The following is a 12,393-nucleotide window of genomic DNA, read 5'->3' as shown; positions in this document are numbered from 1 at the left end:
CCGCCGCGCCCGGCTCGGCTATCGCCTGCGCACCTCGATCAGCATGGCCTGCTGCGGGTCGAGGGTGGGCATCGGCAGGCCCGCGGTCGCCAGCACCGGGCCCGGTACGTCGATCCAGCCGGTCAGGGCGGCGGCCACCCACGCGGGTGGCTGCCGGTGCCGCCCGCCGGGCGCGCCGACGTCGGTGCGGACGCGCAGCCGGTAGTCGTGCCCGGGGGACAGGCCGGGCAGCGGCACCCGGCCCGACTGGAGCTCGGCGGAGGTGGCCACCCGGGCCCAGCAGTACAGCGCGGCGGCCGAGCCGGGGGCGAGCACGCCGTACAGGAACTCCTCGTCGTTGACCAGGTCGGCGCGCACCACCTCGCCGCTGTGCAGCAGTGGCCGGAACTCCTTGTAGAGCGCCGCCCACGCGCTCACCCTGGTGATCTGGTCGGGCGTCAGCCCGGTGAGGTCGAGTTCGATGCCCGCGTGCCCGAACAGCGAGGTGATCAGCCGGAAGGTGTCGCTGGTGAACCGCCGGGTGCTCGGCGCGCGCTCGGCGCCGAAGTGCGCGCCGATGAGTTCGAGCGGCACGAGCTGGCCCGTCCAGCGCTGGATCATCTGCCGTTCCACCGGGTCGCTGGAGTCGGAGGCCCACACCCGGTCGGCGCGGCGCAGGACGCCGAGGTCGATCCGCCCGCCACCGCTGGCACACGACTCGATCTCCAGGCCGGGGTGCAGCGCCCGCAGCCTGTCCATCAGGCGGTAGGTGGCCAGTGTCTGGGCCCGCACCCCGGGGCGGTCCCGCCCGCCGGGCTCGCGGCTGACCGCTTCGAGGAGTTCGCGGTTGTGGTCCCACTTGATGTAGTCGATCCGGTATTCGGAGATCAGTTCGTTCATCCGGCCCAGCAGGTACTCCCAGGCGCCGTCGTTCGCGACGTTGAGCACGTACTGCTGGCGCGAGGGCGGCCCGACCCCCGCCGACGGCGCGAGCAGCCATTCCGGGTGCGCGCGGGCGAGGTCGGAGTCGAGGTTGACCATCTCCGGCTCGAACCACAGCCCGAACTGCATGCCCAGCTCGCGGACCCGTTCCACCAGCGGGGTCAGGCCGGAGGGCCACACGGTCTCGTCCACGTACCAGTCGCCCAGCCCGGCCGTGTCGTCGCGCCTCCCGCGGAACCAGCCGTCGTCGAGCACCACCCGTTCCACGCCCACCTTGGCGGCCGTCTCGGTCAGCGCGAGCAGGCGGTCGAGGTCGTGGTCGAAGTGGACGGCGTCCCAGGTGTTCAGCAGCAGCGGGCGCGGGGAGACCGGGTGGTGCGGGCGGGCGCGCAGCATCGAGTGGAAGCGCGCGGAAAGCCCGTCGAGCCCGGCGCCGGACCAGGCGAAGTAGCAGGTGGGCGTCTGGTACTCGGCCCCGGGCGCCAGCCGTACCTCGCCAGGGCGCAGCAGTTCGCCGCCGCCGATCACCCCGGCGTGCGCCCCGGCCCCCTCCGGCAGCCGCTCGGCCAGGTAACGCTGGTCGCCGCTCCAGCCGACGTGCAGGGCCCACACCTCACCGGACCGGAACCCGAACCCCGGCACCCCGGCCACCAGCAGGTAGGGCGAGTCGGTGCCCGGCTTGCCGCGGCGGACCTCGCGGACGTGCGCCCCGTGGGTGAGCGCGCGGCGCTGCGGCGAGCGTTCGCGCAGCCACCTGCCGGTGAAGTCGAGCACCTCGGCGGCCCGGCGCGGGATCGGCAGCATCGCCGTGACCCCCGCGAGGTCGTAGTCGGGGTGGGCGGCGCGCGCCTTCAGCGTCGCGGTGACCGCGAGCACGCCGTGCGCGTCGAGCCGATAGACGACCGTGATGTCGAGGTCGGAGATGTCGTCGTCGAGCAGGAGCACCAGCTCCCCGCCGCCGTCGGGCAGGTCGCGCTGCTCGGCCCTGGCCAGCCGGGGCCGCGGCGTCGTCCCGGAGCCGCCCCGATGGCCCAGGTGGCCGGGGGTGCCCACCCAGCCTTCTGCCTCGGTGGGCCAGACCGAGAGCAGCCGCGGTACGTCGAGCGAGTTGATCGGCACGGCGGGGCCGCCGGTCAGCGCGAGCGCGGCGAGCCCTTCCGGCGACAACTCCCCGAGGTCTTCACCCCAGTGCAGCACGGTGGGGACCGGAGTGGTCAGATCGACGGCGAATCCCACTCCGGCCGCACGAAGATAGGCGACTTCATCGCTTGACATCGGGTCATGCCTCCTTTGACTCGCCTGTTGCGGTCATCATCGCGCCCGGTCGTGATGCCGCGCTCGAACGCGGCTTGAGGGGAAGGATGAACGAAACGGGCCCGCCGTACGTAAAGGAGGGCATGGTGGTGTTACGACTGCTCGCGGTCGCGGGCATGGTGTCCGGTCTCGTCGTCGCCGGAGCGGGCATGGCCTGCGCCTGCACGTGCGCCGAGCTTCCCCCGGCGGAGTCGGTACGGCAGTCGGCGGCGGTGTTCACCGCGACCGTGGTGAGCGTGCGGCCGGAGAAGCCGGCGATCGACGAGGGACAGGTGACGGCGACGCTGCGGGCCGATCACGTCTACAAGGGCGGGCGGCAGGCCCTGGTCAAGGTGTCCACGCCCGCGCAGAGCCCGGCGTGCGGATACTCCTTCGAGCGGGGCGCGCGTTATCTGGTGTTCGCCAAGAAGGAGCAGGGCCGGCTGACCACGATGCTCTGCTCCGGCAACCGCCGCGTCCCGGCGGGCACCCGCGCGCTGCGCGCCGGTGACGGCACGGGCACCGACAAGATCTCCCAAAAGCTGATCAAGGCGCTGGGCGACCCGGGGCCGCTGATCTCCGCCAAGAAGCCCAAGCCCCGCACGGACCGAAAGGCCGACGCCACGTCACCCGCCCCCGAGTCTTCCGCCGTGCCCGAGTCCGGCTCGGAGTCCGCCGCCCCGGCGCCCGACCCCGCTCCCGTGGTGCCCTCGCCGACGCCCGGCCACGGTTCGCCGCCGGTCACGGCGCCGGCTCCCGGCATGGAGACCCGGGCGCACAGCGAGCCCGCGCCCACCGGCCCCGCCCCGGGCGTGATCGCCGCCGCGGCGGGCGGTTCGGCGCTCGCCATCGGCGGGGCCGCCGCCTTCCTGACGGCCCGCAGGCGCAGGCGCTGAGCCGCCCCCGAAGGCCGCCGTCCCCAGGGGGTACGGCGGCCGTTGGGGGCCGGTGTTATGGGCAGGGGCGTCCGCCCTGACGGGCGCTCACCCCTTGGGCCCGCTCAGCAGTACTGCGACTCCTTGCCGATGATCCGGTACACGCAGTCCCCGTACTCCAGGAACCGCAGCACGGCCTCCCGGTTGCGGGTGGTCTGCGGCACGATCTGCTCGTCCGGCGGGTAGAACCCGGGGCTGGCCGAGCGCGGATACATCTCGAACGTGTAGCTGAAGATCTTGTAGACGCCCCACATCCAGTCGTTGATCGTCCCGTCGGTGATGTACAGGTCGCTGGACTGCTCGGGGGTGTAGCCGTTGGTGCCGGCCATGTTCCGGCCCAGCGTGGCGTGCGCGTTCTGGTCGTCCACGGTCAGCCCGGGGGCGGTGTCGGCGTAGGTGTAACCGTAGGGCCACAGGACCAGCTCACTGTAGGTGTGCCAGTCGATATGCGCCTTGATCTGCTGCTTGCCGCCGACCACCCGGCTGCGTACCCAGTCGGCGGTGGCCTTGACCTCGCGGGCCGACTCGGGGCCGGTGCCACGGTAGGTCTCGCTGGAGGGCGTGGGCGAGGAGCCGCCGCAGCAGCCCCACCGGTAGTTCCAGTTGCGGTTCATGTCGGTGCCCACCGCACTGCCGGCCGGCTGCCGGTTCTTGCGCCAGGAGCGGTAGGTGCCGGAGGCGATGTCGTACTCGCCGCCGTCGGGGTTGAGGTCGGGCAGGATCCAGATCTCCCGGGAGTCGACCAGGCCCCTGATCCGCGCGTCCGTGGCGTAGTTGTCGGCGAGCAGGTGCATCTGGTAGAGCGCCATCTCGACGGTGAGGTGCTCGCGGGCGTGCTGGTGGGCCGTGAAGAGGATCTCCGGCTCGGCCTCGTCGGTGCCGACGTTGTCGCTGATCTTGACGCCGACGAGTTGCCTGCCCTGGTAGGAAGTGCCGTAGGTGAACTTGCTCACCAGGCCGGGGTGCGCCGCGACGATGGCGTTGATCTCGGTGTTCATCTCGGCGTAGTTGTGGTACCCGGAGTCCGACGGCGGGAAGTCAGCGACACCGGCGCCGGACGGGTATCGAGGGCGCGGCACTTCCACGACCTGGTAGCCGAGTCTCCTGATCGCCGTGACCTCGGCCTCGGTCGCGGTGACCAGTACCGACCTGTCGGCGATCTCCTCGATCGCGGCACCGGTCGCCGCGACCGAACTGCGCTGTTTCGCGTCGGCGGGCCCCTGAACCCGGTACTGCTTGTTGGGCGGTGGTTCGGCGGTGGCCCCGGCCACGGTGCCGCCGGTCAGGCAGAGCACTCCGAGGACGGCCAGCAGGAACGTTAATCGGTGTTTCACCAGTTCCTCCACGGCGTGAGGTTGGGGGGTGTGACTCACGCCTGCAACTGAGAGTGGAGAATGACTGTGAACCGCAACAGGCCCAATTTCCGCGTCTTGTGACCGGTGAAAGCGGGGGTATAACGTTTTATTTCAGTAGGAAAACGTTATACCGAACTTTCCTCTATATGGAGGGCTGGTACAGGTGCGCAGGCCGCCGGGGCTGGCCGCCGTCGCCGAGCGGGCGGGGGTGTCGGTGTCGCTGGTGTCCAGGATCCTCACCGGTGACTCCGGGCTGCGGGTGCGCGAGAGCACCCGGCAGCGGGTGCTCAGGGCCGCCGCCGACCTCGCGTACGTCCCGCACGTCTCCGGCCGCGCGCTACGGCTGGCCAGGGCCGGGGCGATCGGGCTGGTCGCGCGGGACGTGGGAGACCCGGCGCACGCCGAGATCATTCAGGGCGCGCGGCTCGCCGTCGCCGCCCGCGGGCAGGCGCTGCTGCTGGCCGGTCCGCCCGAGCCGGCCGCCGGCGCATCGGCGCTCGACCGGCTGGCGGGGGAGGGGCGCGTCGACGGGCTGCTGTGGCTGGGCGGCTTCGACGACGACCTCGCCGCACGGGCCGCCGCGCACCTGCCGGTCCTGCTGGTCGGCGACCGGCCGCGGGCGGGCGTGCCCGGCATCCGGATCGCCGACGAGCGGGCCGCGGCACTGGCCGTCGCGCATCTGGCCGGACTCGGCCACCGCGACATCGGCTTCGTGGGCGGCGACGCGGCCGGCGACGCCTCGGTACGCCGCCTGGCGGGCTTCACCGCGGCGCTGCGCGGGCACGGGCTGACGGTCCGCGAGGAGTGGATCGTCTCCGGCGGGTGGGGCGCGGCGGACGGCCACGCGGCGATGGGCGCACTGCTCGCGCCGCCGGGCCGCCCCAGCGCGGTCGTGGCGGCCGACGTGGTCGTGTGCGTGGGCGCGCTGGCCGCCGCGCGGGAGCGGGGGGTGGCGGTGCCGGGCGAGCTGTCCGTGGTCGCCGTCCACGACGCGTGGTTCGCCGCGCACTGCGCCCCGCCGCTGACGGTCGTGCGCCTGCCGCTGCGCGAGCTGGGCGGCCGGGCGGCGGAGCTGATCATGGACGGTGACCTGGACGGCCCGGCCGGCGGTCACCTCATCGACGGCCCGCCCGAGCTGGTACGGCGCGGCTCCACGGCCGCCCCCGGCCCGCCGATCACAGGGTGATCCAGCCGGTCGAGACCGCGATGCCGGTCGCCGTACGGCAGTGCAGCCGAAACCGCTCGGCCGGTTTGGCGCCGATGGCGAAGAACCCCACCTCGTCGATGGTGGTCTCGCACACCGCCCCCGACTCGGCGCGCAGGTGGATCCGCCCCGGCTGGGGCGGCACGAGCTGCCCGATGAGGGTGTCCTCGGTCACCTCGATCTCGATCGTCAGCTCCCTGGACACGAACGTCAGCGCCCGCAGGGACGCCGAGTCGGCGGCCCTGGTGAGCGCCAGGGCGTTCTCCTCGCCGAACTCCGAGTCGTAGGCCAGCTCGGCGAACTCGGCCAGCTCGGCGTCGATGTTGCGCCACGCGAAGGCCGTCTTGGCCGCCTCGACGAAGTCGCGCGGCACGCTGTCCACGGCATTCAACGCCGCGCCGAGCCGGGCCAGCAGCTCTTCGTCGCTCCACTGCTCAGACATGGCGCTCACCTCTGGACGGCTCGGTCTCGGACTCCATCAAAGCGGCCAGTGCGGGGTCGCTGCGGAGTTTGGCCAGGCAACGCGCCCGGGTCGGGCCGACGCTGCCGATCGGGATGCCCAGGCGCGCGCTGATCTCCTGGTAGGGCAGCTCGTCCAGCAGGAGCGCGAGCATCCGGCGGCATCTCGGCGGCAGCGTCATGAACGCCGCGTGGAGCACGGCGTTGCGCTCCGCCGTCTCCACCTCCTCCTCGATCGGGCCGGTCCGCTCGTCGGCGGTCATGTCGAAGCCCAGCGGATCCTCGGCGGTCTCGCCGCGGTGCCTGGACCGCAGCAGCCGGGAGCACTCGCGTTTGGCGGTGATCGCCAGCCATGCGCCGAGCTTGCCCGGTTCGCGAAGTTCGCCCAGATGCTCCACCGCGGCCATCCACACCTGCTGGGCCACGTCGTCGGTATCGCGCCGGTCCAGCCGGTATTGGCGGCAGATCGACCACACCATTGACGCGTACCGTTCGACGAGATCGTTCCACGCGCCCTGGTCGCCCATGTTCGCCCGGGTGACCAGGGCGGAGACCGCCAGGTCCGTCGGCATCGCGCCTCCCTTGCCTTGATCCGCCGCCGACTCCCTCCGGTTCAGCCGCGGGCCAGGTGGATGCGCGCGGCCTCCTTGGCGCTCACGCCCCGGTCCTGGGCGATGGCGGCGATCGCCCCGCCCACATGGGCCGTGGCGAAGGAGGTGCCGTCCCACTCGGCGTATCCCTGGCCGAAGTCGGTGATCTCCCCGGTCCGCTCGACGGTGCCCGAATCGTAATTCATCCGCACCATTTCCACATCACCTGGCAGGAACAGGCCACGCCGGTTGGTGCCCGGGGCCCAGCAGTCGGTCCAGGGGGCCTCTTCCTGGCTCGGCGAGAAGAACGCCCGGCCGCCCTCCTCGTTGAGCGCCCCGACGCCGATCACGGTGGGGCTGGCCGCCGGCCACATCGGGACGGTCGGGTCCAGCGGGGAACGGCCGATCTCCTCGGCCATGAAGGCGCCGCTCCACCAGTCGTCGGGCCGCCCGTGGTTGCCGATCGCGGCGACCTTCACCACGCCGGGGGTCCGCTCGCAGGCGCGGGCCAGCACCAGCGGCTCCTCACCGTCGGCGGTGGGGCCGCCGAGCGCCATCACCAGGATGTCCAGCTCGTCGGTCTGGGCCTGGACCATCTCCTTGGCCAGCGTCCAGGAGGTGGTGGTCAGGGTGTCGGGGTCGAGTACCGGCCTGATCACGATCTCCGCGCTCGGCGCCTGCTCGGCGGCCAGCGAGCACACCAGCAGGCAGTGCCCGCCGAAGGACACCCAGTCGGAGGCGCGCGGCAGCAGCCCGTCGTGCGCGGCCAGGTAGCGCCCGGCCAGCTCCTCGTGCGCGAACAGCGGCGTGTCGATCACGCCGACCCGGACCGGCGGCCGGTCCGCGTCGACCCGAGCGGGCAGCGCGAACGACTCGCCGGTCTTGAGCGGCCGGGGGTGGCCGGTGTTGCCCCCGCTGTACGGCGAGCCCTCGGGGTTCTCGTAGAAGCGCTCCTTGGCGACCGTTGGATGCCAGCCTGAGTGAGTGCCCGAGTATTTCCGGCGGATATAGAAGAGCAGCAGGTCAAGATGGGTCAGCTCTTCATGGGATGAGTAGGTGCCCTCACCCGCCTTCTTGGCCAGGCCGATCAGTTCGGTCCGGTTGGGGAGATTCTCCATGGCGGCTTCGAGGCCGTCGAGTTCGCGCAGCGCCAGCCCCAGCGGCTCGCTCTCCTCCCGTTCGACCGTATGCACATGGAGATCCGCCAATTCCTTGTCCAGCAGGCTCTCGTCCTTCAGATCCACCACCACGCGAGTCGCGTGGAACGCCTCGGTCTCGCGGCGGACTATGCCGTTGAGCTGCATGGCCATCCTCTCTGCCCCTCCTGATGGAGCAACCGTCGTCATCCACAGAGGCGGGATGTCGCCCGATTGATACATCACAGGCAAAAGATCTTGCGAAAGACTTCGATGGTGGACACGAGCCCTTCCGACGCAGGCGCCGAGTTGCTGCGGCTGGCCGAAGCCGACCCGGCCCGTCTGACGATCATCGCAGGGGAGACCGTCGAGCGGGCGCGCGCCCGGGGGGACTTCGCCCTGGCCTCCGTGGCGGCACGCGCGCTCGGGGTGGCCGGGCTCCACCTGGACGACCTGGACGTGGCCGAGCGGCGCCTGCGCGCGGCGATCAAACTGGCCGTCCGGGCCGGATCGGCCGAGCTGGCGGCGGAGGCGCGGGTCCGGCTCGCGTTCGTGTGGTGCCTGCGCGGGCGCATCCCGTACGCGATGCGGGAGATCGACCGGGCGCTGCCCGCCCTCTCGCGGGTGGGCAGGGCGCGGGCCGAGGCCCAGCGCGGGGTGATCTACAACCACCTCAAGCGGCCGGAGGAGGCCCTGGGCAGGTACCGCGTGGCGGTGCCGGTGCTGCGCAGGGCGGGCGACCGGCTGTGGTTGCAGCGGGTGCTGTCCAACCGAGGCGTCGTACACGGCTACCGCCAGGAGTTCGCCGCCGCCGAGGCCGACCTGCGCGAGGCCGAGGCACTGTGCCAGGAACTCGACCTGGACCTGTCGGCGGCGATCGTGCAACTGAACATCGGCTGGGTCAACGCCATGCGCGGCGAGGTCCCGGCCGCGCTGCGCCACCTGGACCTGGCCGAGCGGCGGTTCCGCGCGCTGGACACCCACCAGGTCTGCTGGATCCTGGTCGACCGCAGCGAGCTGCTGCTTTCGGCCGGGCTGATCGCCGAGGCCAGGGAGGCGGCCGAGGAGGCGGTGGCGGAGTTCGAGCGCAGGCGGCGCGGGATCGGCCTGCCCGAGGCCCGGCTGCTGCTGGCCCGGGTCGCCTTCCTGGAGGACGACCACGTCAGCGCGGTACGCGAGGCGGGGCAGGCGGCCGTGGAGTTCGGCAGGCAGCGCAGGTCCCGGTGGGCGGCGCTGGCCCGGTTCGTGATGCTGCGCTCCCGGGTGGCGGGCAGCGTGCCGCCCGCGGTGACCGTCGGGCGGATGGAGCGCTGCGCGGCCGACCTCGCCGCGGCCGGCTGGCCGGGGTCGGTGACCGAGGCGCGGATGCTGGCCGGTCAGCTCGCGCTGCGGCACGGCTGGGCCGAGCGCGGCGGCCGGGAGCTGGCCGAGGCCGGCCGGGGGCGCAACCGCGGCCCGGCGATCCTGCGGGTCCGGGCCTGGCACGCCGAGGCGCTGTCGCGGCTGGCGCGGGGCGACCGCAGGGGCGCGGCGGTCGCCATCGGTACGGCGCTGCGCGTCCACGACGACCATCGGGCCACCCTGGGCGCGACCGACCTGCGGGCGCACGCCTCGCGTTACCGGGTGGAGGTCGCCGACCTCGGGTTGCGGATGGCCCTGGAGAGCGGCGACGCGGCCCGCGTGCTCACCTGGGCGGAGCGGGGCCGGGCCAGGCACCTGCTGCAGAAGCCGCCGCGCCCGCCGGACGACCCCTACCTGGCCGACTCCCTGGCCCAGCTTCGCGCGCTGTCGGGGGAGATCAACGAGCGGCGGGCCAAGGACGCGCCCGTCGGGCGGCTGGTCCACCGGCAGGTGGCGCTGGAGCGGGAGATCCGCGACTACTGCCGCAGGCAGGCCGGCGGCTCACCGGCGGCGGCGGCCGTGGTGTCGGCCCGCGAGGTGGCCGGGGCGCTGTCCGGCTGCGCGCTCGTGGAGTTCGTTCAGCTCGACGACGCGCTGCACGCGGTCACGGTGGTGGACGAGCGGGTGCGGCTGCACCGGCTGGGGCCGTACGGGCCGATCAGGTCGCTGGCCGAGCGGGTGCCGTTCGCGCTGCGCCGGCTGGCCCGCCACCACCAGGTGCCGGGGAGCAGGCCCGCCGCGGCGGCGATGCTGCGCGACGCCGCGGCCCGGCTCGACGCCGCGCTGTTGCGCCCGCTGGCCGCCGAGGTCGGCGACCGCCCGCTGGTGCTGATCCCCAGCGGGTCGCTACAGGCGCTGCCCTGGTCGGTGCTGCCGTCGTGCGCGGGCCGTACGGTGAGCCTGGCGCCGTCGGCGACCCTGTGGCACGCGGCGGGCCGCGTGCCGGCGGGGGAGGGGCCCATCCTGGCGGCCTCGGGCCCCGGCCTGCCGGGGGCGCGCGCCGAGGCCGAGGGCGTGGCGTCGATCCACTCCGTGCCCGCCATGGTGGACGGCGCGGCCACCGCCGAGTCGGTGCTCACCGCCCTGGACGGCGCCCGGCTCGCCCACCTGGCCGCGCACGGGCGGCTGCACGGCACCAACCCGCTGTTCTCCTCGCTGCGCCTGGCCGACGGCCCGCTCACCATCTACGACCTGGAGCGGCTGCGCCGCGCGCCGCAGATGGTGGTGCTGGCCGCGTGCGACAGTGGGCGGTTCGTGGTCCGCGCGGGCGACGAACTGCTCGGCCTCAGCGCGACCTTCATGGCGCTCGGCGCCCGCGTGATCATCGCTCCGGTGCTGTCGATCCTGGACACCGAGACGACCACGCTGATGATCGCCATGCACAAGCTGCTCGCCGCCGGGCACTCGGCCGCCGCCGCGCTGGCCCAGGCACAGGCGCAGATCGCCGGAGAGAACTTCGAGTCGTCCGCGGTGGCCGCCGGGTTCGTGTGCATGGGGGCGGATTTCGCGCTGACCGCCGCGGGTTGATGCGCGTCCGGAGGTATCAGATCGGCCGTCGGTGTCTCTGTTCAGGTGTGGAAGCAGCGCTTCGCATCGGAAGGCACGACATGAATCCCAGGAATGCGCGGATCTCCCAGATCCACACCACCCAGAAGGGTGGCCGGATTCCCGACACGACGCCTAACGCTCCGGAGGTGGCCGGTGAGATGCCGGCGTCCAGCTTCGACCTCGTCGTGGAGATCGAGGCGGGCATGCAGACCATGACCGGCGGGCCGTACACGCTCACCGTCTCGGCGATCGACGACAGCACCGGCGGCGGCGCGCCCATGCTGGACCCGCAGATCCCGCCGCAGCGCTTCGGCACCCCGCCCTTCCAGCGCGCCGGCGACGGGTTCGCACTGGTGCAGACGTTCAACATCCCGGTGCCCGCCACCGGCGTGCGCGGCCATCTGTTCCATTACACCGCCGTGCTGCACAACGAGGACTTCCAGATCGTGTCGATGCAGACCACCGACCGGTTCCTGCTCATCTGACGCAGGCGGCCGAATGGACGCGGATACCGAACAGGGGCCGGTATCCGAGCGTCGGAGGACCGCCCGTGGCCGGAAGAGGGGGCCCGGGCGGTCACTGCTGCGAATCGGAATGAACGCCCGCGCTCATCGCACTCCACGATTTCGCCTCCGTCAGCAGATGTGAATGGACGGCGGAGAGCACGACATTGGCGCTCGCCCCGGTGCGGGTCGCCAGATAGAGGGTGTTCAACGGCCGGGTGGCCGGCTCGTGCAGCGGCCGGATTTCCCCCCGCGCGAGCTCGCCGGCGCACAGGTAGGACGGCACCACCGAGATCCCGCCGCCCGCCTTGACCGTGGCCAGTACGGCACGCAGGTCGGGCACCACCACCTGCGCGCCGCACGACGGGCGCTCGGCGAAGACGGTTTGCCAGTAACGCCGCACGATGGGCAGGTTGTCGGCGTAGGCGATGATCGGGATCCCCTTGAGCGCCGCCGGGCCCGCGCTCGCGACCTGCTCGGGCGGCACCCGGCCGGCCAGCGCCGCCGGTCCCACGAGCAGGAACTCCTCGTCCATCAGCGGCGTTTCGACGATCCCGTGCCGCCGCGGCTGCGCCGTCGCGACCACGAGGTCGTGCAGACCGGCGGAAAGGTCGTCCAGCAGGTCGTTGGTCGGTCCGAAGCCCACCCGTAATCGCAGCCCGTCATGGATCAGCCCGGCCAGCGCGGGCAGCAGCAGCGTCGAGACCATGTCGGCGGGGCCGGCCAGCGAGAGGGTGCGTTCGGTGAGGTCGAGAGGGTCCTGCCGGCGCAGTACCGCCGCCTCCAGCGCGTCGATGTGCGCGCCGGTCTCCTCGGCCAGTTCTTCCGCCGCCTCGGTCGGGATCGCGCCGCGCGAGGTCCGCAAAAAGAGCAACTGGCCGATCTCTTTTTCCAGATTACGTATCTGACAGGTAACGGTCGGCTGTGAGATCGCCAGCAGTCCCGCCGCCTTGGTGAAGGACCCCGTCCGATACACCGCGAGAAACGACCGGAGCAAAGTCAGTTCCACGGATTCCGCTCCTCTTGCTCGGTGACGGCCCCTCCGTTC

General features: G+C 72.6%; 10 protein-coding genes. 4 read left to right on the top strand and 6 right to left on the bottom strand.

From position 1 onward, the window contains the following. Window positions 1-18: 18 nt before the first annotated feature. Complete coding sequence (locus ACH34R_RS02850; RefSeq protein ID WP_397559702.1) at window positions 19-2,196, bottom strand: alpha-galactosidase; 2,178 nt, start codon at window positions 2,194-2,196, stop codon at window positions 19-21. An 86-nt stretch (window positions 2,197-2,282) separates the two neighbouring features. Between ACH34R_RS02850 and ACH34R_RS02845 the strand changes: the two genes are divergently transcribed. Further along, window positions 2,283-3,110, top strand: coding sequence for a hypothetical protein (locus tag ACH34R_RS02845; RefSeq protein ID WP_397559701.1), 828 nt, complete (start codon window positions 2,283-2,285; stop codon window positions 3,108-3,110). Window positions 3,111-3,214: 104 nt separating this feature from the next. Here the strand turns inward: ACH34R_RS02845 and ACH34R_RS02840 are convergent, their stop codons facing one another. Beyond that, entirely contained in the window at window positions 3,215-4,483 is a 1,269-nt protein-coding gene (locus tag ACH34R_RS02840; protein WP_397559700.1) for a M14 family metallopeptidase, read from the bottom strand. A 184-nt stretch (window positions 4,484-4,667) separates the two neighbouring features. Between ACH34R_RS02840 and ACH34R_RS02835 the strand changes: the two genes are divergently transcribed. Further along, window positions 4,668-5,690 (top strand): LacI family DNA-binding transcriptional regulator, encoded by a 1,023-nt coding sequence (locus tag ACH34R_RS02835; RefSeq protein WP_397559699.1) that lies wholly within the window; start codon window positions 4,668-4,670, stop codon window positions 5,688-5,690. Here the strand turns inward: ACH34R_RS02835 and ACH34R_RS02830 are convergent. The 3 genes from ACH34R_RS02830 to ACH34R_RS02820 are packed head-to-tail and all read right to left on the bottom strand — an operon-like array spanning window position 5,680 to window position 8,067. After that, window positions 5,680-6,150: a hypothetical protein gene (locus tag ACH34R_RS02830; protein WP_397559698.1), complete on the bottom strand. Its 471-nt coding sequence runs from the start codon at window positions 6,148-6,150 to the stop codon at window positions 5,680-5,682. The two genes, ACH34R_RS02835 and ACH34R_RS02830, sit on opposite strands and share 11 nt — an antisense overlap. Continuing rightward, window positions 6,143-6,739, bottom strand: coding sequence for an RNA polymerase sigma factor (locus ACH34R_RS02825; RefSeq protein WP_397559697.1), 597 nt, complete (start codon window positions 6,737-6,739; stop codon window positions 6,143-6,145). Before ACH34R_RS02825 ends, ACH34R_RS02830 begins: the two co-directional genes overlap by 8 nt. 41 nt (window positions 6,740-6,780) lie before the next feature. Beyond that, on the bottom strand, window positions 6,781-8,067 hold the full coding sequence (locus ACH34R_RS02820; RefSeq protein ID WP_397559696.1) for a S8 family peptidase: 1,287 nt from the start codon (window positions 8,065-8,067) through the stop codon (window positions 6,781-6,783). A 102-nt stretch (window positions 8,068-8,169) separates the two neighbouring features. Here ACH34R_RS02820 and ACH34R_RS02815 point away from each other — a divergent pair, with 102 nt between their 5' ends. Beyond that, on the top strand, window positions 8,170-10,821 hold the full coding sequence (locus ACH34R_RS02815) for a CHAT domain-containing protein (protein WP_397559695.1): 2,652 nt from the start codon (window positions 8,170-8,172) through the stop codon (window positions 10,819-10,821). An 80-nt stretch (window positions 10,822-10,901) separates the two neighbouring features. Further along, entirely contained in the window at window positions 10,902-11,327 is a 426-nt protein-coding gene (locus tag ACH34R_RS02810; protein ID WP_397559694.1) for a hypothetical protein, read from the top strand. 91 nt (window positions 11,328-11,418) lie between these two features. On the opposite strand, the gene ACH34R_RS02805 is transcribed toward ACH34R_RS02810, so the two are convergent. Next, the gene (locus ACH34R_RS02805) at window positions 11,419-12,354 is read right to left on the bottom strand and encodes a LysR family transcriptional regulator (protein WP_397559693.1); all 936 of its coding nucleotides are present in this window, start codon (window positions 12,352-12,354) and stop codon (window positions 11,419-11,421) included. Window positions 12,355-12,393: the final 39 nt, after the last annotated feature.

This window comes from Spongiactinospora sp. 9N601, assembly GCF_044326295.1.
GTDB classification, from domain to species: Bacteria; Actinomycetota; Actinomycetes; order Streptosporangiales; family Streptosporangiaceae; genus Spongiactinospora; species Spongiactinospora gelatinilytica.
The sequence above is the reverse complement of the archived record's forward strand: the minus strand, read 5'-3'. Positions and strand labels throughout refer to the sequence as shown.